25 protein-coding genes are annotated in these 23,358 nt (G+C 63.6%); 10 read left to right on the top strand and 15 right to left on the bottom strand.

Annotated features, from left to right (window positions below; genetic code table 11):
- Positions 1-100 precede the first annotated feature (100 nt).
- The 10 genes from H2509_RS11170 to H2509_RS11125 form a co-directional block, all read right to left on the bottom strand.
- The gene (locus H2509_RS11170; protein ID WP_182165230.1) at positions 101-649 is read right to left on the bottom strand and encodes an RBBP9/YdeN family alpha/beta hydrolase; all 549 of its coding nucleotides are present in this window, start codon (positions 647-649) and stop codon (positions 101-103) included.
- Between the two features lie 68 nt (positions 650-717).
- Positions 718-1,461, bottom strand: a complete 744-nt coding sequence (locus H2509_RS11165; RefSeq protein ID WP_182165228.1) for a metallophosphoesterase family protein — start codon at positions 1,459-1,461, stop codon at positions 718-720.
- A 49-nt stretch (positions 1,462-1,510) separates the two neighbouring features.
- Entirely contained in the window at positions 1,511-1,801 is a 291-nt protein-coding gene (locus H2509_RS11160; protein WP_209001913.1) for a type II toxin-antitoxin system RelE family toxin, read from the bottom strand.
- Positions 1,764-2,003, bottom strand: a complete 240-nt coding sequence (locus tag H2509_RS11155; protein ID WP_182165226.1) for a ribbon-helix-helix protein, CopG family — start codon at positions 2,001-2,003, stop codon at positions 1,764-1,766. The genes H2509_RS11160 and H2509_RS11155 overlap by 38 nt, the downstream gene beginning before the upstream one ends.
- 137 nt (positions 2,004-2,140) lie before the next feature.
- Positions 2,141-3,469 carry an adenylosuccinate lyase gene (gene purB, locus H2509_RS11150; protein ID WP_182165224.1) on the bottom strand — a complete coding sequence of 443 codons (1,329 nt, stop codon included), beginning with the start codon at positions 3,467-3,469 and terminating at the stop codon, positions 2,141-2,143.
- A 108-nt stretch (positions 3,470-3,577) separates the two neighbouring features.
- Positions 3,578-4,033, bottom strand: coding sequence for a hypothetical protein (locus H2509_RS11145; protein ID WP_182165222.1), 456 nt, complete (start codon positions 4,031-4,033; stop codon positions 3,578-3,580).
- Between the two features lie 34 nt (positions 4,034-4,067).
- A complete protein-coding gene (locus H2509_RS11140; RefSeq protein WP_182165220.1) occupies positions 4,068-4,841 on the bottom strand; it encodes a hypothetical protein in 774 nt (257 codons plus the stop codon).
- Positions 4,842-4,979: 138 nt separating this feature from the next.
- The gene (locus H2509_RS21250; RefSeq protein WP_408022675.1) at positions 4,980-5,123 is read right to left on the bottom strand and encodes a toxin-activating lysine-acyltransferase; all 144 of its coding nucleotides are present in this window, start codon (positions 5,121-5,123) and stop codon (positions 4,980-4,982) included.
- 84 nt (positions 5,124-5,207) lie between these two features.
- Positions 5,208-5,900, bottom strand: a complete 693-nt coding sequence (gene rpe, locus H2509_RS11130) for a ribulose-phosphate 3-epimerase (RefSeq protein WP_182165218.1) — start codon at positions 5,898-5,900, stop codon at positions 5,208-5,210.
- A gap of 78 nt (positions 5,901-5,978) precedes the next feature.
- Positions 5,979-6,941, bottom strand: coding sequence for a Na+-dependent transporter (locus tag H2509_RS11125; protein WP_209001912.1), 963 nt, complete (start codon positions 6,939-6,941; stop codon positions 5,979-5,981).
- Between the two features lie 198 nt (positions 6,942-7,139).
- Between H2509_RS11125 and H2509_RS11120 the strand changes: the two genes are divergently transcribed.
- The gene (locus tag H2509_RS11120; protein ID WP_182165216.1) at positions 7,140-8,387 is read left to right on the top strand and encodes an NAD(P)/FAD-dependent oxidoreductase; all 1,248 of its coding nucleotides are present in this window, start codon (positions 7,140-7,142) and stop codon (positions 8,385-8,387) included.
- Positions 8,388-8,414: 27 nt separating this feature from the next.
- Here the strand turns inward: H2509_RS11120 and H2509_RS11115 are convergent, their stop codons facing one another.
- The gene (locus H2509_RS11115; RefSeq protein ID WP_182165214.1) at positions 8,415-8,894 is read right to left on the bottom strand and encodes an Lrp/AsnC family transcriptional regulator; all 480 of its coding nucleotides are present in this window, start codon (positions 8,892-8,894) and stop codon (positions 8,415-8,417) included.
- Positions 8,895-9,053: 159 nt separating this feature from the next.
- Here H2509_RS11115 and H2509_RS11110 point away from each other — a divergent pair, with 159 nt between their 5' ends.
- Entirely contained in the window at positions 9,054-12,539 is a 3,486-nt protein-coding gene (locus tag H2509_RS11110) for an indolepyruvate ferredoxin oxidoreductase family protein (protein WP_182165211.1), read from the top strand.
- 17 nt (positions 12,540-12,556) lie between these two features.
- Here H2509_RS11110 and H2509_RS11105 read toward each other — a convergent pair whose 3' ends face one another.
- The 3 genes from H2509_RS11105 to H2509_RS11095 all read right to left on the bottom strand — a co-directional run bounded on the left by H2509_RS11105 (position 12,557) and on the right by H2509_RS11095 (position 15,190).
- The gene (locus H2509_RS11105; RefSeq protein WP_182165209.1) at positions 12,557-13,567 is read right to left on the bottom strand and encodes a P1 family peptidase; all 1,011 of its coding nucleotides are present in this window, start codon (positions 13,565-13,567) and stop codon (positions 12,557-12,559) included.
- Positions 13,568-13,587: 20 nt separating this feature from the next.
- Positions 13,588-14,118: a flavin reductase family protein gene (locus tag H2509_RS11100; RefSeq protein ID WP_209001911.1), complete on the bottom strand. Its 531-nt coding sequence runs from the start codon at positions 14,116-14,118 to the stop codon at positions 13,588-13,590.
- Between the two features lie 106 nt (positions 14,119-14,224).
- Complete coding sequence (locus H2509_RS11095; protein ID WP_182165206.1) at positions 14,225-15,190, bottom strand: AraC family transcriptional regulator; 966 nt, start codon at positions 15,188-15,190, stop codon at positions 14,225-14,227.
- Positions 15,191-15,488: 298 nt separating this feature from the next.
- Between H2509_RS11095 and H2509_RS11090 the strand changes: the two genes are divergently transcribed.
- Complete coding sequence (locus H2509_RS11090; RefSeq protein WP_182165204.1) at positions 15,489-15,863, top strand: SPW repeat domain-containing protein; 375 nt, start codon at positions 15,489-15,491, stop codon at positions 15,861-15,863.
- A 129-nt stretch (positions 15,864-15,992) separates the two neighbouring features.
- On the opposite strand, the gene H2509_RS11085 is transcribed toward H2509_RS11090, so the two are convergent.
- A complete protein-coding gene (locus tag H2509_RS11085) occupies positions 15,993-16,910 on the bottom strand; it encodes a LysR substrate-binding domain-containing protein (RefSeq protein WP_182165202.1) in 918 nt (305 codons plus the stop codon).
- 203 nt (positions 16,911-17,113) lie between these two features.
- Between H2509_RS11085 and H2509_RS11080 the strand changes: the two genes are divergently transcribed.
- The 7 genes from H2509_RS11080 to H2509_RS11050 all read left to right on the top strand — a co-directional run bounded on the left by H2509_RS11080 (position 17,114) and on the right by H2509_RS11050 (position 23,251).
- The gene (locus H2509_RS11080; protein WP_182165199.1) at positions 17,114-17,584 is read left to right on the top strand and encodes a hypothetical protein; all 471 of its coding nucleotides are present in this window, start codon (positions 17,114-17,116) and stop codon (positions 17,582-17,584) included.
- 8 nt (positions 17,585-17,592) lie between these two features.
- Positions 17,593-18,528 carry an ABC transporter permease subunit gene (locus tag H2509_RS11075; protein ID WP_182165197.1) on the top strand — a complete coding sequence of 312 codons (936 nt, stop codon included), beginning with the start codon at positions 17,593-17,595 and terminating at the stop codon, positions 18,526-18,528.
- A 2-nt stretch (positions 18,529-18,530) separates the two neighbouring features.
- Positions 18,531-19,862, top strand: coding sequence for a high-affinity branched-chain amino acid ABC transporter permease LivM (gene livM, locus H2509_RS11070; protein WP_182165195.1), 1,332 nt, complete (start codon positions 18,531-18,533; stop codon positions 19,860-19,862).
- The gene (locus tag H2509_RS11065; protein WP_182165193.1) at positions 19,859-20,704 is read left to right on the top strand and encodes an ABC transporter ATP-binding protein; all 846 of its coding nucleotides are present in this window, start codon (positions 19,859-19,861) and stop codon (positions 20,702-20,704) included. The genes livM and H2509_RS11065 overlap by 4 nt, the downstream gene beginning before the upstream one ends.
- Positions 20,701-21,432, top strand: coding sequence for an ABC transporter ATP-binding protein (locus H2509_RS11060; RefSeq protein WP_182165190.1), 732 nt, complete (start codon positions 20,701-20,703; stop codon positions 21,430-21,432). The genes H2509_RS11065 and H2509_RS11060 overlap by 4 nt, the downstream gene beginning before the upstream one ends.
- Positions 21,433-21,443: 11 nt before the next feature.
- Positions 21,444-21,809 carry a DUF6867 family protein gene (locus tag H2509_RS11055; RefSeq protein ID WP_182165188.1) on the top strand — a complete coding sequence of 122 codons (366 nt, stop codon included), beginning with the start codon at positions 21,444-21,446 and terminating at the stop codon, positions 21,807-21,809.
- Positions 21,810-22,150: 341 nt separating this feature from the next.
- The gene (locus H2509_RS11050; protein WP_182165185.1) at positions 22,151-23,251 is read left to right on the top strand and encodes a branched-chain amino acid ABC transporter substrate-binding protein; all 1,101 of its coding nucleotides are present in this window, start codon (positions 22,151-22,153) and stop codon (positions 23,249-23,251) included.
- Positions 23,252-23,358: the final 107 nt, after the last annotated feature.

Here is a 23,358-nt window from a genome sequence, read left to right as displayed (position 1 = left end):
TTTGCCGGATTGCGCGATTGTGAACGCCAAAGGCCGCCCTTTTGGCGGCCTCCAGGACAGCCGTCGTTTTCAGCCCGGGGAAGCCCCTAGGGTCAGGACCCTAGAGCTCCTTCATGAAATGGGCGAAGGCGAGGACGCCCTCCGGCCATGGGCCCTGTCCGCTTTCCGTATTGAGATGACCGGCATCGCCCGCGTCGAGCAGCTTCGTGCCCCAGTGCCTGGACCAGCGCTCGGCCCGCTCGAACTCGCAATAGGGGTCGGTGCGGCTTGCCACCTGCCAGGAATGAAAGGGCAGGGGATCGAGCGGCAGCGGCCCGAAATGACGCAGCATTGCAGGAACGCGCGTCTCGTCCTCCACGTCGGGGCAGGAAACGAGGAACGCGGCGCGGACCCTGCGCGCCAGCCGGCCCGAGGCCTGCACGACGGTCGGCACGCCGAGCGAGTGCGCGACGAGGACGACCGGGCGCGTCGCGCCCTCGACGGTTTCCACCAGCCGGTCGACCCATCGGTCGAGATCCGGATTCTCCCAGTCGTCCTGCTCGACCCGGCGCGCGGTGGACATCTTTTCCATCCAGCGCGACTGCCAGTGGTCCGGCCCGGAATTCTGCCAGCCCGGAACGATCAGGATATCGGCGTCGGCAACTTTCATGGCGAGGTTCAAACTCCGGTCAGGGGCGATGACAGTCTCGCCCACATATGTTCAGCGATAAAGGGGTGTCAGGAAAGCGGGCCGAAGAAGCCGTACTTGAGCGAACGGGCCCAGTCGGGACGCCCGCCTTGCGCCGCCCGCCGCGCCGCAAGATCCCAATCGTATTCGATCGCCCTGAAGGTGAAATCGAACTGCTGTCCGCGACGCCTGAATATGGCATAGCGGGCGTGCGGACTGCCGGCTTCCATCGCATGGCGGTTCGGATGGTCGTCATCGTAGGAAGGCAGGCCGACGCTGCCCGGATTGAGGACCGTCTGTCCGGTGGAAAGGCGGATCAGCCGCGGGATATGCGTGTGGCCGCATAGCAGCAGCGGCGCGGCTTCTCCGTCCAGACCCGCAAGGATCTCGGGCTCGGAGGCGAGATGACCCTTGGGGCCTTCCACTTTCTCGGTCAGATAGACGTCGTCCCGGCGCGGCGTGCCGTGGCAGAGAAAAACATCGTCGAAGAGGGCGGTTGCCGGCAGATCCTGCAGCCATTTCGAGGCGCGGGCGTCCAGTCTTTCGGCGGCGAAGGCGTCCGATGCGCCAAGTTTCTCGCGTGGACGGTCGAAAAGCTGTCGGTCGTGATTGCCGCGGATCGTCAGCCAGTTTTCAGCCATCAGCCGTTCAGCCGTCTCCTGCGGCCAGAGCGGACCGGAGACGCAATCGCCGAGATTGACGATCGCGTCCGGCGCTTCCGCCTTCAGATCGTCCAGGACGGCTTCGAGCGCCGGCAGGTTGCCGTGGATGTCGGCGATGACGGCAATTTTCATAGGGAATATCCGTGTGCTGCAAATTTCGACAGGATTCCGGATGCCGGCATCAGGTCTGGCGATAGACCTCACGGCGATGGCCGATCGCAACTACCAGAACCGTCAGCCGGCTGTCCTCGATCCGGGTAATGATGCGGTAGTCGCCGACACGAAAGCGCCAGATATCCGGCATGCCCGACAGGGGCTTCGCGAGCTTGCGGGGCTCGGGATGCCGGCTCACCCGATCTTCCAGAAAGTCCAGGATTCGCCTGCTGTCCGATTTCTGCAGTTTCTTGAGGGTTCGAATCGCGGGTTCCGCGATCTCAATCGTCCAACTGGAGGGCTCGCCGCGCTTCGTCAATCGTATACCGCTTTTCCTCTGAGCCGATTTCCCGGATTGCGTCCTCCGTCATCAGACGGTCTTCCTCGTCGTCGAGAAAGCGTTCCAGCGCTTGCTGTGTGAAATAGGCCGTGGAATGTCCGGTCCGTTCCGCAAGCTCACGGAGCCGCGAATCGAGGGATTCCGGAATCTCAACCGTTCTGGCGCCCGTCTTCCCGATCATCGCTTCAATTGCCTTTCAAAGCCGCTTGCCACGACTGGAGCAGCTAACGAACACGCGTCACGCTACCACCTTTTCTGCCTCCGCTCAAAACGGGGTCGCGGCGGAGGCAGGCCCGGTTCAGACTGACTGGCAACCGCTCAAGCCTCGCCGAACACCCGCCTGAAGATCGTGTCGACCTGCCGGGTGTGGTAGCCGAGATCGAAGCGGGAGCGGATCTCCTCCTCCGATAGCGCGGCGCGAACGTCCTTGTCGGCCAGAAGCTCTTCCAGGAAGTCGACTTCCGACGCGCCCGAAAGCTGGTAACTCTCCCACACCTTCATTGCGTTGCGCTGCACGAGGCGGTAGGCGTCCTCACGCGACACGCCGGCCTGGGTCAGCGCCAGCAGGATGCGCTGCGAATGCACGAGACCGCCGAGGCGGTTCATGTTGGCAAGCATGCGCTCGGGATAGACGACGAGCTTGTCGACGACGCCGGTCAGCCGGGCCAGCGCGAAATCGAGCGTCACGGTGGCGTCCGGGCCGATCATCCGCTCAACCGAGGAATGGGAGATGTCGCGCTCGTGCCAGAGCGCCACATTCTCCATGGCCGGCAGGGCATAGGCGCGCACCATGCGGGCAAGGCCGGTGAGGTTTTCCGTCAGCACCGGGTTGCGCTTGTGCGGCATGGCGGAGGAGCCCTTCTGGCCCTTGGAGAAATATTCCTCCGCTTCCAGCACTTCCGTGCGCTGCAGGTGACGGATTTCAACCGCCAGCCGCTCGATCGACGAAGCGACCACGCCAAGCGTCGCAAAGAACATGGCGTGACGGTCGCGCGGGATCACCTGCGTGGAAACGGGCTCCACCGCAAGGCCGAGCGCCCTGGCAACGTGCTCCTCGACGCGCGGATCGATATTGGCGAAGGTGCCGACCGCGCCGGAAATGGCGCAGGTGGCGATCTCCTCGCGCGCGGCCTCAAGCCGCTTGCGGCAACGGTCGAACTCCGCATAGGCCTCGGCCATCTTGAGGCCGAAGGTGACCGGCTCTGCATGGATGCCGTGCGAGCGGCCGATGCAGATGGTGTCCTTGTGCTCGAAGGCGCGGCGCCGGATCGCGGCAAGCAGGGCATCCATGTCCGACAGAAGAAGGTCGGCGGCGCGCACGAGCTGGATGTTGAAGCAGGTATCCAGCACGTCGGATGACGTCATGCCCTGGTGCACGAAGCGCGCGTCCGGGCCGACGATCTCCGCCAGATGCGTCAGGAAGGCGATGACGTCGTGCTTGGTCTCGCGTTCGATCTCGTCGATGCGCTCGATGTCGAAGGTGGCCGGCCCGCCCTTTTCCCAGATCGTCCTGGCGGCTGCCTTCGGGATGACGCCGATTTCGGCCAGGGCGTCGCAGGCATGCGCCTCGATCTCGAACCAGATCCGGAACTTCGTTTCCGGCGACCAGATGGCGACCATCTCGGGTCGTGAATAGCGCGGGATCATCGGCGTCCTCTCGAAAGCAACGAGCGTGGGGTAAGAAAGTGCCGTGGGTCTAACAGAGCAGCATTCAAGGCTCAATGCGCCTGATCGCGAAAAGACGCCGCGGATGCCCTACAGGCGGCGTTTCGCGAAGAGCAGGGCGGCGGCAAGCGCCAGCGGCAGCACGAAGGGCAGCAGCGGCCTGGCGCTCTGCACCGTGTAGATATAGGCGCTGGACGCCCCGGTGAAGAGGATCTCGACGACGTGGCCGAGGGTCAGGCCGCTGTCGTGCCACTGCGCATAATAGGCGCGAAAGTCGACGTAGAAGATCAACGCCGTGGCGCCTGCCGTCGCCAGCGTCAGGAAAAGCAGCATCGCCGCGAAGCGGGCGGAAGGCTCGGGACGGAAGCGTGCGGCGAGCCTCGCCGCCAAGAGAGCCAGCGCCCCGCCGGCGACGCTGCCGAAGCCGAAATAGGCGATGACTGTGAGAGATCGCACGGTCATTGCCTGGCCGCGCCCGAGCGTCAACAGGGCAACGAGAGCAGCTATCGCAAGCCCCCAGAGGATGGCGAAACGCAGGATGCCCACTTTCGCCCTCCTTCGATCCAATCTCATAATTAGCTTAGTTCTTACACATGCGAAGCCGGAGAACAGATAGCACTTCCTCCCGCCCCATACCGGGCGCGATCAGGTCATCGTACAAAAAAAACATTTCCGGCAGTAAAGACCAGTGAAATACGTATCCAAGGCCGGGGTGATTATAATGATATATGTCTGAGAATACTTCATCAAAGTCATTTGCCCCATAAAATAAATACATACCAGTATATAAACATCTCTGATCTTCGAACGAATTTTCTGCAACAGGCAGTATTATTAATGCCTTGGAAATTTCATACCCTTTGTCCACCCTTACAACCTCGCACCGCCCTCTCTCTCCAAATTTCCTCACTTCCCCTTCGGTTTCCCTAAAGAAATCGAGTGCACGCGATTCGCTTGCCTGGCCGCTTCGTAGTACGACCAAATCCGCTCCTTCAAATACTTCCTTCTCTGCATAGGGCGCGCCAATAAAGAATTTCTGCTCGAAATAACGCGGGCTTATCTTCGGAACATTGGTGCCTGTGTATATTGGCAACAGTCCATGCAAGAACTTATTAAAAAAATTACTTTTTATTGTGTACACCATAGTATAATTACCTGATGATTCAGGTTTTCTTACTTCTGAGTGCTTTATAATATGAGAAACATTATTTTTGGCAGAGAATAATACACTCACCTCATCGGTAAGCTTATAATTCGGCGAACAGATCTTTTCCCCATTCTGTTCGCCAAGGCTAGTCGCCATTGCCGTGGAGGTGGTAGCGCATAAAAGCGTAGCTACGAACATCCGATACATGAGGTGATTATCCTTGTGAAACAATAGATAATTTCGCTACCATTCCTTGACGGCAACATCCCCCGCAGCACCTGCTTGCAGCGACTTGAACGTCCTTCCCTTAAAGATCTTTTCTTTCAACTTCTTGACCATTTCTTCCTAGCCGCCCAGTGGCGCGATAAAATCGATCAACCAAAACTCGTCTCCGGACTTCCAGTCCGTCGGCATGAGGCGGCGGATGCCTTTTTTCACTATACGCTCCGCCGGCTCCTCACCCAGATAGGCCCAGGAGGCGAAGCCGATCGGAACGTGATCGATGCTAATAGTCTAGAGCGGGATTTTTGACGAAAGCCGCTCGCAGATTTCGCCCTCCCGCTCCAGTAACCCTCAAGCCTCGCGCGCGGCGGCGGCTGCCTTGCGGATCGCCTCGATATTGGCGCGGTAGCCGGCAACGCCTTCGCCCTTGAACACGGCCGAGCCGGCAACGAGCGCATTGGCGCCGGCCTTGGCGACGAGCGGCGCGGTTTCCGGCGTCACTCCGCCGTCGACCTCAAGATCGATCGGCCGGTCGCCGATCATCGCCTTGATGCGGGCGACCTTGTCGACCTGCGAGACGATGAACTTCTGGCCGCCGAAGCCCGGGTTGACGCTCATCACAAGGACGAGGTCGACCATGTCCATGACGTAGTCCAACACGCTTTCCGGCGTGCCGGGATTGAGCGAGACGCCGGCCTTCTTGCCGAGCGCCCTGATCGCCTGCAGCGAGCGGTGGAGATGCGGCCCGGCCTCGGCATGCACGGTGATGACATCGGCGCCGGCCTTGGCGAAGGCTTCCAGATAGGGATCGCAGGGGGCGATCATCAGATGGACGTCGAAGATGCTGGTCGTGTAGGGGCGCATCGCCTTGATGACATCCGGACCGAAGCTGATATTCGGCACGAAATGGCCATCCATCACGTCAAGATGGATCCAGTCCGCGCCGGCCTCCACGACATCCTTCACTTCCTGGCCGAGCCTTGCGAAATCGGCGGCGAGAATGGACGGGGCAATGACGAGGTCGCGGGAAGCGGCGCTGGGCATGACAGGCTCCGGCTGACGGTATGACTTGCAGCGGGCGCTATCATAGCCGGCGGTTGCGGGCAAGGGCCGCGGGCAAACTCACTCGCTTCTTGCCGCCTGAGCCAGTTTGCCGGCCATCGGCCGAAGCAGCAGCGGCAGCACGTAGATCGGGATCTGGCCAAGCCCGAAATACAGCCACGCGAGGTCGGGCAAGGTGCCGCCGAGGGCCGCCACGATGAGCCCCATGTTGCGGTTGCCCGCTGCGTGGGCCAGCACGAAGCCGTCATCTGGCGAGGCCTTGCGAAAGACGATCCGCGTAACCGCCATCTGCCCGAATGCCATGACGAAGCTCAGGGCGAGGATGGCAAGCGTGACGCCCGGCCGGGCGAGGAAGCTTGCCGCGACGCCGTCCATGACGGCAACGGCGAAGAACAGCAGCAGGATGACGCTGAGACCGTCGATCTCGCGGCTTCGCGCGGCGATCCGGTCCGCGCCGGCAATGCGCCGGATCACCCAGGCGAGGCCGGCGGTTCCGGCGAGCAGCAGGACGAGGCGGACGGCCAGCGAGACGGACGAGATCGGCAGCGCCTGGCCGAGGACGACCTCTCCGATCAGCGGCACCGTCAGCGGCGTGACCAGCATGGCGACGATGAGCAGCGCGAGGCTGAGGCCGCCATTGAGGCCAAGCAGCGAAACGAAGGCAGGTGCCGACATGATCGGCGGCGCGGCGGTGACCAGAAAGAGCGCGACGGCAAGGTCGGGCGAAACCGACGGAAGGCCGAAGGCTCGCGCGACCGCGCCCAGGATCAGGGGCACCGCCAACACGATCCAGATCGTGGCCAGCAGCACCAGCCTCGGGCGGCGGAGCCTCGTCAAGACATCGACAGGCGCGACGCGCAGGAAGGCAAGCACCAGCAGGCAGAAGATCGCCTCTTCCACGAAAGGACGGAAAAGGGCCGAAAGCGGCGGCAGGGCCATGCCTATGAAGGCGCTGAGCGCCACTGCCCGGGTGCCGTGGCGTCCGAGCCAGGCAAGGGCTTGAACCGGTGCTTTCAGCGACAATGCGGCCTTCCCCCAAGCGGTTGAGCGAAAAGAAGCTTCCCAGTACCCCTCCGGCAGGGTATCGGGAACCCGACGGCTCTTTCTATTCAAACAGCTACAGTTGATCGATTAGAATTTGCCAATCCGAATATGTTTGGGTTCCGGAAGCCGTTATTTGCAATCGCTTGCCCCTGTACGGGCGACAAGGCTTGGTAGTTCGTGCGCAAGGTCGACGTCATCATCCTCGGAGCCGGAATCGTCGGTGTGACGACCGCAATCCGACTGCGGATGGCTGGTGCCGATGTGGTGGTCGTCGACAAGGGGCGGCCCGGCGACGAAGCTTCCCGGGCCGGTGCCGGCGTGATCGAGGCGAGCAGCCTTGTGCCGCTTTCCGCGCCTGAAGGAATGGGGGCATTTCTTCGGCTCGCGCTGAACCTCGATCCGTCCTACCGCTACAAGGTCGCCGGCCTGCCGGCACTTCTGCCATGGCTTTCCCGCCTGCGCGCCAGTTCCGACCGGGCCCATGCGATGCGCTATGCCGGTGCGGTTCATGCGCTTTATCGGGTGGCGGCCGCCGACACCAGGGATTTGCTGCGCCGCGCGAGCGCGGAGCGGTTTTTCCGGCCGACCGGCGTGCTGCGGATCTACAGGAGCGAGGAGGGCATTCGCCGCGCCGAACTCGACCTGCACTACGCGCGGATCTTCGGCGTGCGCTACGAAATGCTCGACATCGACGGTGCGGGCGCCCTGGAACCCCACCTCAACCGGCGCTTCAGCCACGCGGTCTACCTGCCTGACAACGGATTCGTTTCCAGTCCGGGCGGCGTTACCAAGGCCTTCGCGCGCCACCTGCGCGAAATCGGCGGGGCGGTGGAGGAGGGGGATGCCCTCGACATCCGCCACATCGCCGGCGGCTGGGTGGTGAGGACGGAAAAGGGCGAGGTATTTGCCAAGGATGCGGTTGTCGCGCTGGGCGCCTGGTCGGGCGAGGTATTGAAGCCCTTCGGCTATCGCTACCCGTTGATCGCCCCGCGCGGCTATTATCAGCACTTCCGCCCCAATTCCGGCGCGAGCCTGTCACGACCGGTGGAGGATGTGGAGAACGGCTATACGCTGAGCCCGATGGAGCGGGGCATCAGGCTGACCACGGGGTGTGAATTCGCGCCCGCCGGCGCGCCCTTCGATCCGTCGCAACTGGCCCAGGCTCTCAGGACGGCGCGCAAGCTTTTCCCGATTGACCGGCCGACGGAAAAGGAAATCTGGGCGGCGCCCCGTCCGCTGTTGCCCGATAGTCTGCCGGTCGTGGGACGTTCGCCGCGCCACAAAGGGCTATGGGTCAATTTCGGACACGGATCGCACGGCTTCACCCTTGCGCCAGCCACCGCCCGGCTGTTGGCGGAGATGATGGCGGACGGCGAGACCTTTACCGACCCCGCCCCCCTGTCACCGCTGCGTTTCGGGCTCTAGATATACAAGCTGGGAAAGCGTCGTTTTTCAGTTCTCGCGCAAGGGAAGGGCAGCTGTGTCCTTGACCGTGTGAACCACGATGCGCGACTGGACGTCGGAAACGAGCGTATTGTCGAGGAGTTTCAGGCGGAGAAAGTCGTCGTAGGCCTTGATGTCGGCCGCAACGACCTTGAGGAGATAGTCCACCGCGCCGGTAATGCGCTCGCAGGTGACGACCTCCTGCCAGCGATGCACCAGCTTGTCGAAGGTCTCCATGTTTTCCCGGCTCGGGACGGCAAGCTTGACGAAGGAATAGGCGACGAAGCCGAGGCCGACCGATTCCCGGTCGACAATGGCGACCACATGGCGGATGACGCCGGTTTCCTTCAGCTTCTTGATCCGCCGCCAACAGGGAGTCTGGCTCATGCCCGCCTCCCTCGCGATCTCGGCGATCGACATGGAAGCGTCGCGCTGCAAGATGCGCAGCACGCGGATATCGGAGGGGTCGAGGAGGATATTTTCGTGCATTCGGCGAGATCTGGATAAATGTTCCGGGCGGGCGCTGGTTTTGAGGCACGATAGCACAGAAATCGCGCTCAAAAAGGACCATCTTGGAGGGAACGATTTTCGCGGCGGAGCGCCATGCTCGACGCCGCGCCGCCCAAGGGCGGAGGAGGAGGCTGTCGGATGAATGCGATCGTCAAGCCCGTGACCCTCGACGACAAGTATCTTGCGCGCGAGGGACGGGTCTATCTCACCGGTATCCAGGCGCTGGTGCGCCTGCCGCTCGACCGGGTGGCGCTGGACCGCGAGGCGGGGTTGAAGACGGGCGGCTTCATTTCCGGATACCGCGGTTCGCCGCTGGCCGGCTACGACACCGAGCTGCAGCGCGCCGGCCGCCACCTGAAGCCCGCCAATGTCGTCTTCAGGCCCGGCGTCAACGAGGAACTCGGCGCGACCGCCGTCTGGGGCAGCCAGAAGGTTGCCCAGCACGGCAAGGGCACCGACTATGACGGCGTCTTCGGCATCTGGTACGGCAAGGCGCCGGGCGTGGATCGGGCCGCCGACGTGCTTCGGCAGGCCAATGCCAGCGGTACGGCGGCCCATGGCGGCGTGCTGGCGCTGGCCGGCGACGATCACCTCGCCAAGTCCTCCATCCTGCCGGCGCAGAGCGAATTCTTCTTCGAGCATGTCGAAATGCCGGTGCTCAATCCTTCCGACATTCAGGAAGTGCTGGATTTCGGCCTGCACGGACTTGAGATGTCGCGTTTCGCCGGCCTGTGGAGCGGGCTGATCTGTCTTGCCGATACGATGGATGCATCGGCGACGATCTCCGTCGATCCGAGGCGGCTGCGCTTCATGCGCCCCGACGACCGCGACCCGCGCAGGCATGAGGAAATCAACCGCGTCCTGCTGCTCGGCAACCGAATGGAGACGGAGCGGCTGCTGCGCGACGTGCGCGTGCCTGCCGCCCAGGCCTATGTCCGGGCCAATCGCCTGGACACCGTCGCCTTCGGCGCCATCAAGCCGCGCATCGGCATCATCGCCACCGGCAAGGCCTATCGCGACCTGCGCCAGGCGCTTGAGCTGATGGGGATCGACGAGCGCGCCGCGCGCGCTATGGGGCTTGCCATCTACAAGGTGGCGATGCCCTGGCCGCTCGAGCCGATCGGCCTGTCCAATTTCGCCCGCGGCCTGGAACGGCTTCTGGTCGTGGAACACAAGCGCGCCTTCATGGAGCCGCAGGTGAAGGAAATCGCCTATGGCTGGGAGGAACGCGCCCGGCCGGCGATCTGGGGCAAGAAGACGCCCGAGGGCACGCCGTTCCTGTCCGATCTGCTGGAACTGACGGCGGCCGAGATCATCCAGGCGCTGATGGTGTTCCTGCCTTCGGGCTTCGTGACCGAGGACATGCGCGCGGTCGCCGAGCGCATGAACAAACAGGTGATGTGGTCGCAGGGCCATGCCGAGCGCGCCGCCCGCGTGCCCTATTTCTGCTCCGGCTGCCCGCATTCCACTTCCACCGTGGTGCCGGAAGGCGCCCGCTCGCTTCCCGGCATCGGCTGTCATGCCATGACGGAAATTCCCGGCCGCACCACCGACGGCCAGATCGCCATGGGCGGCGAGGGCGTGCTGTGGGTCGGCCAGGCGGACTTCTCCAACGACCGTCACGTCTTCGCCAATCTCGGCGACGGCACCTATTTCCATTCCGGCATCCTTGCGATCCGGCAGGCCCTGTCGGCCAATGTGCCGATCACCTACAAGATCCTCTACAACGACGCGGTCGCCATGACCGGCGGCCAGCATATCGACGGCACGCTGACCGTGCCGCAGCTTTCCCGCCAGCTCGAGGCGGAGGGCGTGGAGCGGATCGCCATCGTCGCCGAGGAGCCTGAGAAATATTCCGGCCGCCACGACCTGGCGCCGGGCACCGAAGTCTTCCACCGCGACGAACTGATGCGCGTACAGGAAGGCCTGCAGGACTATGCCGGCGTCTCGGTCATCATCTACGACCAGACATGCGCGGCCGAAAAGCGCCGCCGCCGCAAGAGGAAGGACTATCCGGATCCCGACAAGCGGCTGTTCATCAACGATCGGGTCTGCGAAGCCTGCGGCGACTGCTCGGTGCAGTCCAACTGCCTGTCGGTGGAGCCGCTCGCCACCGATTTCGGCGAGAAGCGCACCATCAACCAGTCGAGCTGCAACAAGGACTATTCCTGCGTGAAGGGGTTCTGCCCGTCCTTCGTCTGGGTGGAGGGTGCCGCCCTTCGCAAGGCGGAAGGCAAGGGGATCGATATCGATGCCCTGACCGCAGGCCTGCCCGAGGTGGCGCTGCCGGAGCTTACCGGTACCCGCAACCTGCTGATCGCCGGTATCGGCGGCATGGGCGTCACGACGACGGCGGCGGTGCTTGCCATGGCCGCCCATGTGGACGGCAAGCAGGCCTCGACGCTGGACATGACCGGCCTTGCCCAGAAAGGCGGTCCGGTGACGTCGCATATCCGCTTCGCGCCGACGACCAGATCGATCGAGGGACCGCGCGTGCCGACGGCGAGCCTCGACGTGCTGCTCGCCACCGACATGGTGGTCGCCACCAATGCGGAGCAGCTTGCGCTGATCGACCGCTCGAAGACGGCCGCCTTCGCCAACACGCGCGTGGCGCCGACGGCTGAATTCGTGATGAAGCAGACGCTCTCCTTCGACGAGATGCGCATGCAGAAGACCCTGCAGGAGGCCTGTCCGGTCTATCAGGGTATCGACGCGGCTTCGATCGCCGAGAAACTGCTGGGCGATGCGATCTATGCCAACATGCTGCTGATCGGCATGGCCTATCAGGCAGGCCAGCTTCCGCTGACGGCGGATTCGCTGGAAACGGCGATCATGCTGAACGGCGCGGCAGTGCAGAACAACCTGCGCGCCTTCCGCGCCGGCCGCGTGCTCGGCGCCGATCCGCAGAAAATCCTGTCCGCCCTGCCGGGCAATACCGTGCAGAAACCGATGGAGCTGGACGAGCGCATCGCCTTCCTGCGCCAGGAACTCGTCGCCTATCAGGACGAGGCCTATGCCGAGCGGTTCGCGACAGCCGTGGCGAAGATCCGCAAGGCCGACGAGGCGTCGGGCGCCGGCACCTCGCGGCTGACGCGGGTGGTAGCCGACAACCTCTACAAGGTGATGGCCTACAAGGACGAATACGAGGTTGCCCGGCTCTATGCCGATCCGGCGTTCGAGGCCAAGCTTCGCGCCCAGTTTGCCGATCCGAAGGCGGTCCGGGTCATGCTCGCCCCGCCGCTGATTTCCCGCGAACTCGATCCGAAGACCGGTCGTCCGGCGAAAAAGGCGTTCGGGCCGTGGATTTTCAAGGCATTCCGGATGCTGGCGAAGCTCAAGGGGCTGCGCGGCACGAAGCTCGATATCTTCGGACGGACGGCGGAACGCAAGGCAGAACGCGCGCTCATCGCCTCCTATCTCGGCGACATCGAAATGATCGCCGGCATGGTGAACAAGGAAAATTACGGGCTTCTCGTCGAGGTCGCCCGCGTGCCGGATCTGGTGCGCGGCTTCGGCCCGATAAAGGAAGCCAATCTCGCCAAGGCGGAAAAGAAACGCGAGGACCTGATCGCACGGCTTGGAGCCGGCGACGACAAGGGTCGCTTCCTGGATGCGGCCGAGTAGGTCCTGAAAGGCAGCTCTTATCCGCGAGGGAAGAGCTGCGACCAGCAGGGCTTCGTGTCGCCCGGCGCGGGTGAGGCCAGATAGATGGCGCGGGCGATCGCTCGCGCCATGGTCGAAGCTGCAAGCGCGCCAAGCTCCACCTGATCGACAAGATTGCCCGGTGCCGGTTCCCTTGCGGTGGACAGCGCGAAGATGAGATCGCCGTCGAGCGCGGTATGCGACGGCCAGAGCGCCCTGGCGTAGCCGTCATGCGCCATGACCGCGAGCCGCGTCAGCTCCGGCTTGGTCAGGGCGGCGTCGGTGGCGATGACGGCAATCGTGGTGTTGCCGCCGGCCTCCAGGCCGTCGAGCTTGGTCACGACATCCGTAGCCCCCTCGGGCAGGGAGGCGGGCAGGCCGAGGCCGCCGAATTCGCCCTCCCTCTCGAAAGCCGCCGCCCAGAAATGCGGTCCGTCTCCCATCGTCGCCCGGCCGAGCGCATTGACTGCGACGAGCGCGCCGACCGTGGCGCCCGACCGCGTGCGCGCCGAAGCCGAGCCCAGCCCGCCTTTCAGGTTGGCCGTCGTGGCGCCGAGGCCGGCTCCCGCCGAACCGAGCGCGAAATCCAGGCCGTCGCCCTCGAAGGCCGCGTCGACCGCCTGCCGGCCAAGCGCCTTGTAGGGATTGTTGCGGCCCCAGTCCTTGTCGCCGCCATTGAGAAGGTCGAAGAGGATTGCAGTGGGCACGATCGGCACCCGCGCCGGCCCGATCGCAAAGCCGCGGCCCATAGCCGCGAGTTCCGCCTGGACGCCCGAACCGGCATCGAGCCCGAAGGCGGAACCGCCGGACAGCACCAGCGCGTCGATCTGCTGCACGGTCTGTTCGGGCGCAAGGAGGGACGCGTCGCGCGTGCCGGGAGCCCCGCCCATGATTGCGATGGAGGCTGTGGCCGGTTGATCCGGCAGGACGACGGTGACGCCGGATTTCAGCCTGTCGTCGCCGGCATTGCCGATGCGCAGGCCCGGAACGTCGGTGATCAGGTTGCACATGGTCGCCGGAACCTCGTTGTTCAGAGCCGGTGATAGGACCGGTCGAGATAGATCAGCGCGCTTTCCTGATCGCCGATATAGGCGCCGACGACCGAGGCGAAGATCACCGAATGGCTGCCGGATTCAAGGATCTCTCCGACCTGGCAGTCGAGCGCCACGCGCGCCTCCACCATGATCGGCGCACCCGTCTCGCCGACCCGCCAGTCGGTGGTGGCGAAGCGCTCGTCCATCGTCATCGGATTGCGCCCGGCAAAGGCGTCGGAAATCGCCTGGGCATGGGCGGGCAGCGTATTGACGGTGAAGACGCCATTGGCGCGGATGCCGGCATTCAGCCGTGTCTTGCGATTGATGCACACGAGGATCGTCGGCGGGCTGTCGGTGACGGAAGCAAAGGCCGACACGGTCGCCGCCACCCTGCCGGCGGGGCCATCCGTCGCCGCCACATGGACGGCGGTGCCGATCCGGCTCATCGCCTCGCGAAAGGCCGCGGCGTCGAGCGGCTTGCCGATCTCGCCGTCCGTCTCGTCCGGTTGTGCCATCCGCGTAGCCATCCATTCTCCCTGCGGGCCTTTGCCCGTATAGGCCTCATCGGCAATTCCGACATGGTAGCGGCCACCGCTTTACCTTTGGGTTAAGCGGTCCGCCACGATCCCCATATCAATTATTTAGCGCATGCTCTTCCGTCGGGCGATGGGCCGAGCGGCGCATTTCGCCGGGCGTGACATTGAACTGCCGCTTGAACGCGCGATTGAACGAAGCCTCCGAGGAATAACCGACCTGCTCGGCGATCCGGATGAGCGGATGGGCCGTGTCGAGAAGATCCCGGCGGGCAAGGTGCATCCGCCAGTGGGTGACGTAGTTGAGCGGCGTCATGCCCATCAGCGCGGTAAAGCGTTCCGCGAAGACCGTGCGCGACATGCCGGCTTCCTGCGCCATCGTCTCGACCGTCCAGCTGCGCGACGGATCGCGGTGGATCTGCGACAGGCAGCGGCCGAGCCTGGGGTTGAGGATGCCGGCAAGACAGCCCGCCGCCTCGCCCGCATTGTCGACGAAGGAGCGCAGAACCTGGATGAAGACGATTTCCGTCAGCCGGTCGACGATGGCGTCGGCGCCGGGTTTTTCCTCGACGATCTCCGACGCGACGAAGCGCATCACCGCTTCCAGCCAGTAGCCGTTGACGGTCTTCGTGTCGGCCAGGTGCATGTAGCTCGGCAGCGTTGCGAGGATCGAATGCAGCGCGCCTTCGTCAAACTCGAAATGGCCGCAAAGCAGCTTGCAGGCCTCCTCGTCCGCATCGCCGCCGAAGGCAAGCTCGCCCGAACCGCTGAAGCCCGACCGGACCAGCACCTCCTCAAGCTCCGTTCCCTCGCCATCCCGCCGGTCGCTGAGCACATGCGCGGCGCCGTGCGGAATGATGGTGATGTCGCCCTGCGCCAGACGGACAGGCTCGTCCACGCCGTCGACACGCAGCCAGCAATTGCCGCGGATCGCCATATGGAAGCGCGCCACATTGCCGAGCGCGGGAACGGATATTCCCCAGGGCGGCTTGAAGAAGCTGTGGAAGTAGACCGAGCCCTTCAGGCGCAGCGCCTTGAGGATCTGGCTCAGCGCATCATCGGACATGCCTGCATCTCCTTGATCTCAGGGCCGTCACGACAAACTCACGAAACCGCGACGCTGGCCGGACGATCGATCAAAAATACCGGCCTCCTGCACATAGACCAAACGGGCGGCCGGACGCAATGTCTGTCGCATTCGGCAATGCCGCCGAAGACCGCTTCGCTGTCGAAGACAGCATCACCTACGCCGGAACAATCCGCGTCCAATCGGAAGCAGGTTGTTCGGGCTCCCGGTATCGATCGTCTTTCGGACCCTCAATCCATGCCGATTGAAGGTCCACTGATCCAGAGGACTAAAGATCATGGACCCCCGCTTCGTTACACAGAAGATCCACTCCTGGCTCGACTATCCGGTCGCGATCAGCCTGATCGTCATGCCCTTCCTGCTTGGCCTCGGCACCTCCAATCCCTTCGCCATGTGGCTCGCGGTTGGCACCGGCGTCGCCGCGCTGATCCTGACCCTGCTCACCGATCATGAGACCGGCCTGATCCGCGTGCTGCCCTATTCGTTCCATCTGCTCGTCGATGGCATCGTCGGCCTGACCTTCCTCGCCGCGCCGTTCCTGTTCGGCTTCTCCGGCCTCGACGCCTGGTACTACTGGGCTAACGGCATTGCCGTCGTCATCGTCGTCGGCCTGCACAAGCCGGCCATGGCCGCGATGGCCGCCGCACGTTGAAGCCGTCGGGGCTTGCCCGATCGTCCGCATCGGGCGGCTTGACCTAGCGGACGTGAAGCACTGCCTCTGAGGACACACCGGTTCCGGACAAAAGTCCGGAGCCGGTTTTCCGTTTTCGGCCCTGTCGGGTCAGGAGAACGACCCCACCCCGGGAACCGCTGGCCCGGCGTCTGGCAGTCGCGTGCCGATCCAGTCGATGAACTGGCGTGCGGCGGGTGTCGGCTGCGCATCCACCGTCAGCCAATAGGCGCGGGCGCGGTTGCTCAGCCGGTCGGTGAGGGGAATGAGGTCGCCGCGGGCAAGCTCCGCGTCGATCAGGGAGGCGACGCAAAGCGCGACGCCATGGCCCGCCACCACCGCGCTGACCAGCAGGTTGAAGTCCTGGAATACCGGTCCCGTGTCGGCAAGTTCGCGGGCAAGGCCGTTTTCGGCCAGCCATATCCGCCAGTCGGATCGCTTCTCGTCGTGCAGGAGCCTCGCCCGGGCAAAATCCGCAGGCTTGTCGAACGGGCCGTGCCGCTGCAGATGCGCCGGGCTGCAGACGGGCTGCGTATGACCGGAAAGAAGCGGAAGCCGGATCGCGGCGACGGCCACCTCGGACGGATCTTCATACCAGTCGATAACGATGTCGGCATCCGGCCGCGGGCCGTGCGGCGCATAGAGCAGGCGCAGGCGGATGGCGGGCGCGGCTTCCGAAAAGTCCACCAGCCGCGGAATGAGCCAGCGCGTGGCGAAGGAAGGCACGCAGGCGATCGTCAGCTCCGGCCGACGCGCCGTATCCTCGATGTCCCGGCAGGTGTCGGCGATCTGGTCAAGCGCCAGCCGGGTGACGCCCGCCAGCCTCAGTCCCTCCGCCGTCAGCTCGATATTGCGCCCGTTGCGGCGCACCAAAGGCACTCCGAACCAGTCCTCGAGATTCCTGAGATGATGGCTGACAGCCGCGTGGGTTACCCCAAGCGCCTGTGCGGCAAGGCCGACTCCGCCGGTCTGCGCCAGGCAGGCGAGGGCGCGAAGGGCGTTCAGGGGCGGGATGCGGGCGGTTGTCATATGTTAGGAAAACTAACAAGGCCGTTCATATCTTTCAATTGTAACCGCACCGATCTCGTGCCTTATCTCTCTGGCGCCTGACCTCGGGATAGTTGCGGATATAAAAAAAGGTAACCAATGCTGACCGATCGGGCGGATCAGGGGATCAGCAAGAGCGAAGCGGACCCGCAGGCTGCGAGGGCGGCGTCGCAAATCTGTTGAAAATGGCTGAAATCCGCGCTCTGGCGTTTTGTGGGGAGCGGTTTTGCGTCAAGAACAGCAATTCGCTCCGCGAGGCGGCCTTTCGCCCGGGGCGAAAATGCATTCGCGACCGGCAGTGCCTGTTTCCGATCGGCAGGCGGCACGAGGGGCTAGAGGGGGAGTGCATGACGGATTGGCAGGGCCTGCATGTTGCGGAGATGCCGTCGACATGTGTCGTGTCCCGATTCAGCTCCGGGAACCTCGGAGCTTCGACCTTCGATCGCCGGCCGGGAGGTCGGCAAATCATCCGCGGGACGGGTTTGATGCCGAAAGAAGGAATTTCCGGCACCAACCGGCTTTCGGAACAATTTTCTTTTCTTTCACGCGCCTCTCGGGTGGAATTGTCGCGGGACAGTTCGCTTGGTAAGAAACTTGCGTTCAGGTTTCTGGCGGGTGAAGAACGGCAAAAATGCCGCAGCTTCTGTGAGGGATGACAGGGCAGATGGAATATTTTCTCCAACAGCTGATCAATGGAGTGACGCTGGGGTCGATCTACGGCCTCATCGCCATTGGTTACACGATGGTCTACGGCATCATCGGCATGATCAACTTCGCCCATGGCGACATCTTCATGGTGGGTGCGTTCATCGCGCTGATCCTGATCGTCGCGCTGGGCCTGACGGCGGCAACCCCGTTGCTCCTGCTCATTCTGGCGCTGGGGCTGGTCCTGGTGATCGCGATGGCCCTGTCGGCCGCCTGGGGCTGGACCGTTGAGCGCGTCGCCTACCGCCCGCTGCGCGGGTCGTTCCGCCTTGCTCCGCTGATCACCGCGATCGGCGCGTCCATCACGCTGCAGAACTACATCCAGATCTCCCAGGGCGCGCGTAACAAGCCGTTGCAGCCGCTCTTTTCCGGCGGGTTCACCCTGGCCGAAAAGACCAGCGAGCAGGGCACCTTCGCCGTGCAGATCTCCTACATGCAGATCATGATCATCGTCACGACGACGGTGCTGATGGTCGGCTTCACGCTGCTCATCAACAAGACGTCGCTGGGGCGCGCCCAGCGTGCCTGCGAACAGGATCGCAAGATGGCCTCCCTGCTCGGCGTCAACGTCGACCGCACCATCTCGCTGACCTTCGTCATGGGCGCGGGCCTTGCCGCCGTCGCCGGCCTGATGTTCCTGCTCTACTACGGCGTGATCGATTTCTACATCGGCTTCCTCGCCGGCGTTAAGGCCTTCACCGCCGCGGTGCTCGGAGGCATCGGCTCGCTTCCCGGCGCCATGCTGGGCGGCCTGCTGATCGGCCTCATCGAGACCTTCTGGTCCGGCTACTTCTCCGTCGAATACAAGGACGTTGCCGCCTTCTCGATCCTGGCGATCGTTCTGATCTTCATGCCCGAGGGTCTTCTTGGCCGTCCGGAAGTGGAGAAGGTGTGATCATGATGGCGCAAAACGACTCCCTCTTCACGGCGTCCCTGAAGGATGCCGCCGCCGGCGGTCTCATCGCCCTTGCCCTTTTCGGAATAACGCTCGGCATGCGGGCGGACGTCGCCGCCGGCCTCGGCGGCCAGATGGTCATCGACTATCGCTGGGGGGCGGTTGCCATCATCGTGGCGATCGTCTTCTTCGGCCGGCTGGCGCTCAACCTCTTCGTCTGGAAATCCGACAAGCCCGTCACGCAATATTTCTCGACCCTCAAGCCCAAGCCGGGCGCGGGCAGCAAGGTCGGCGCCTTCGCCAAGCCGGCCTTGCTGGTGCTCGCCGTCGCGCTGCCTTTCCTCCTGATGAGCTACTACGGAGCCTCGGGCTCGCGGCGGTTCCTCGACCTCGCGATCCTCGTCACCACCTACGTGATGCTCGGCTGGGGCCTCAACATCGTGGTGGGCCTCGCCGGCCTGCTCGATCTCGGCTACGTGGCCTTCTATGCGGTCGGGGCCTATTCCTATGCGCTGCTGGCCCACTATTTCGGCTTTTCCTTCTGGATCTGCCTGCCGCTCGCCGGCATCCTGGCCGCCTTCTGGGGCATCACCCTCGGATTTCCCGTGCTGCGGCTGCGAGGCGACTATCTCGCCATCGTGACGCTGGCTTTCGGCGAGATCATCCGTGTCGTGCTGCTCAACTGGTACAATTTCACCGGCGGTCCGGACGGCATTTCAGGCATTCCGCGTCCGTCCTTCTTCGGCCTCGAATTCGAGCGCGGAGAGAACGGATTCGCCGCCTTCTTCGGTCTCGACTATTCGTCGATCCACCGCATCATCTTCCTTTACTACCTCATCCTGATCATGGCGCTGGCGACGAATTTCGTGACCATGCGGCTCAGGCGGCTGCCGGTGGGGCGTGCCTGGGAAGCGCTGCGCGAGGACGAGATCGCCTGCCGCTCGCTCGGCATCAACACCACCAATACGAAGCTGACCGCCTTTGCGCTGGGCGCCATGTTCGGCGGCTTCGCCGGTTCGTTCTTCGCCACGCGCCAGGGCTTCATCTCGCCGGAAAGCTTCACCTTCATCGAGTCGGCGGTGATCCTTGCCATCGTCGTGCTCGGCGGTCTCGGCTCGCAGATCGGCGTCGTCATTGCCGCGCTGGTGATGATCGGCGGTTTCGAGCTGATCCGCGAATTCGAGGAATATCGCATGCTGGTCTTCGGCCTTCTCATGGTCGTCATCATGGTCTGGAAGCCGCGCGGCCTGATCTCCACCCGCACGCCGTCGATCGCGCTGAGCGGCAAGGCCAGGGGCATCAGTGCCGATCTCGTTCAGGAGGGCCACGGATGACCCCCTGGAACGACAATCCCGTCCTGAAGGTCGAGCACCTGACCATGCGCTTCGGCGGCCTGGTCGCCATCAACGACCTGTCCTTCAATGTCGGGCGCGGCGATATCACCGCGCTGATCGGGCCGAACGGTGCGGGCAAGACCACGGTCTTCAACTGCATCACCGGCTTCTACAAGCCGACGGAAGGCCGTCTGGTGATGAAGCAGAAGAAGGGAGACAGCTTCCTTCTGGAGCGCATGCCGGACTTCAAGATCTCGGCCCGCGCCAAGGTGGCGCGGACCTTCCAGAACATCCGCCTCTTCGGCGGCATGACCCTCCTGGAAAACCTGATGGTCGCCCAGCACAATCCGCTGATGCTGGCCTCGGGAATGTCGGTCGCCGGCATTTTCGGCCTTGCCGGCTATCGGCAGGCGGAGACGGAAGCCATCGACCGGGCGAAATACTGGCTGAACCGGATCGGGCTGATCGCCCGCGCCGACGATCCGGCCGCCGACCTGCCCTACGGCGATCAGCGTCGCCTGGAGATCGCCCGCGCCATGTGCACCGGGCCTGAAATCCTCTGCCTCGACGAGCCGGCGGCGGGCCTGAACCCGAAGGAAAGCGCGGAGCTCAATGCGCTGCTGCGCTTCATCCGCGACGAGCACGACACCTCCGTTCTGCTGATCGAGCATGACATGAGCGTGGTGATGGAGATTTCCGATCATGTCGTGGTGCTCGACTACGGCGAGAAAATCTCGGACGGCACGCCGGAAGAGGTACGTAACGATCCCGCGGTGATCGCCGCCTATCTGGGCGTCGCCGACGAGGAAGTGGAAGTTGTAGAAGAGGAGGTGGGCCTGTGAGTGAGAAGGAACCCCTCCTCAAGATCCGGGGCATCGAAACCCACTACGGCAAGATCATCGCCCTGCGCGGCGTCGATCTGGACGTGCATGAAGGCGAGATCGTCACGATGATCGGCGCCAATGGTGCGGGCAAGTCGACGCTGATGATGACGATCTGCGGAACGCCGCAGGCGTCGACCGGCACCATCCAATATGCCGGCGAAGAGATCACCCGCATGCCGACGCATGAGATCATGCGCAAGTCGATCTCCCAGTCTCCGGAAGGCCGGCGGATCTTCCCGCGCATGACGGTGCTGGAAAACCTGCAGATGGGCGCCGAATGCGCCGGCCACAAGGATTTCAGCGGCGATCTGAAGAAGGTCTTCGATCTTTTCCCGCGCCTGAAGGAGCGCCAGCAGCAGCGCGGCGGCACGCTTTCGGGCGGCGAACAGCAGATGCTGGCGATCGCGCGGGCGCTCATGAGCCGGCCGCGCCTGCTTCTGCTGGACGAACCCTCGCTCGGCCTTGCGCCGATCATCGTCAAGCAGATCTTCGAGGCGATCGCGGAGCTCAACCGCAGCGACGGGCTGACCGTGTTCCTGGTCGAGCAGAATGCCTATCACGCCCTGAAGCTCGCCCATCGCGGCTACGTCATGGTCAATGGCGCGATCACCATGAGCGGAACGGGCAAGGAACTTCTGGCGCGGGAGGACGTCAAGGCGGCCTATCTCGAAGGCGGCAGGCACTAGGAGGAACGCTCGTGGGTATTCTTTACGCAAGTTCAGTCTGGGTGTTCCTGATCTTCGTCTGCGGGATCGCCGGCGGCGCGGCCTGGATGACCGGACAGGCCGTCGCTTCCACCTGGCGTCCGCTCGGTGTGCTGGCGTGGTTCATCTTCCTGCTGACGGTTGCGACGCGCTTCCTGTGCTTCGCGCTGTTCGAGGAGCCGCTGCTGTCGATCCAGTTCTTCATCGTCGACTATGCGGTGCTGGGCGTGATCGCCTTCCTCGGCTACCGGGTGAAGCGCACCGACCAGATGACGGGCCAGTATCGCTGGCTCTACCAGAAGACGTCGCCGTTCTCCTGGGCACTCAAGCCCGGGCAGAGCGATCCGTATGCTCATTGACGTCGCCCGTTGACATGTTCGGGCCGCGGCACCGGCACAGGGCGCGCTGCGGCCCGTCACAAGAGAAAGAAGACCGGGTGAACCGGCGTTAAGGAATCCAGACACGCCTTTGTCGCGCAAGCGGATTCCGCTTTGCGGCGGCGGGTCTGGAGGGCATGATGCCCGCCGGAGGTATTCTTCGCCTGAAAGGGCCGAGGAAAATGACTCCGGCAAATAGAACCGGCTTGCTATCCGTGCGTAAGGATGCCTTCATCCCGGTGCGGGGCGGTCGAGCGGGCCTGCAAAGGCCCCCAAACCAGAGTGGTCCAGCTCAAACGTACTGGAACCAGGGGAGTAGATTGATGAAGAAGTACCTTTTGGCGAGTGTTGCAGGTGTTGCCGCCATGGCGATCTCGGGCGCGGCGCTGGCCGACATCGTGATCGCGACGGCGGGCCCGATGACGGGTCAATACGCTTCGTTCGGCGAGCAGATGAAGGCTGGCGCCGAGCAGGCCGTTGCCGACATCAACGCCGCGGGCGGCATCAACGGCGAAAAGCTGGTTCTGGAAGTCGGCGACGACGCCTGCGATCCGAAGCAGGCCGTTGCAGTCGCCAACCAGCTGGTCGGCAAGGGCGTGGCCTTCGTGGCCGGCCACTTCTGCTCGGGCTCCTCAATCCCGGCAAGCCAGGTCTATGCCGAGGAGGGGATCGTCCAGATCTCGCCGGCTTCGACCAACCCGAAGTTCACCGACGAGCGTCCCGGCCCGGGCGTCTTCCGCGTTTGCGGTCGTGACGACCAGCAGGGCGAAGTTGCCGGTACCTACCTTGCGACCGAGTTCAAGGACAAGAACATCGCGATCATCCATGACAAGACCGCCTATGGCAAAGGTCTTGCGGACGCGACCAAGGAAGTCATGAACAAGGCCGGCAAGCAGGAATCGCTCTACGAGGCCTATACCGCCGGTGAAAAGGACTATACCGCGCTCGTATCCAAGCTGAAGCAGGACAACATCAACGTGCTGTATGTCGGCGGCTATCACACCGAAGCCGGCCTCATCAAGCGTCAGATGGTCGAGCAGGGCATGGACACCATCCTCGTCTCCGGCGACGCGCTCGTGACCGACGAGTACTGGTCGATCACCGGTCCGTCGGGCGAAGGCACGCTGATGACCTTCTCGCCGGATCCGCGCAAGAACGCGGAAGCCGCTCCGGTCGTGAAGGCTCTGGAAGATGCCGGCAAGACCGCGGAAGGCTACGCGCTCTACACCTACGCTGCGATCCAGGCCTGGGCGGAAGCCGTCAAGGCGGCGGGCTCGGCCGATCACGACGCTGTCGTGAAGGCTCTCGACGATGGTGATTTCAACACCGTTCTCGGCAAGCTTTCCTTCGACGACAAGGGTGACGTCACCCTGCCGGGCTATGTCTGGTACGAGTGGAAGGACGGAAAGTACGACTACAAATAAGTCGTAGTCCATTCGGATCGGAAATAGTCCGATCCTGAGAACCCCGCCCGGGCAACCGGGCGGGGTTTTTCATTTTGTAGCGAATCTTCTTCAAATCGTGGCCAATA

This window comes from Stappia albiluteola, from assembly GCF_014050225.1.
GTDB lineage: Bacteria > Pseudomonadota > Alphaproteobacteria > Rhizobiales > Stappiaceae > Hongsoonwoonella > Hongsoonwoonella albiluteola.
The sequence above is the reverse complement of the archived record's forward strand: the minus strand, read 5'-3'. Positions and strand labels throughout refer to the sequence as shown.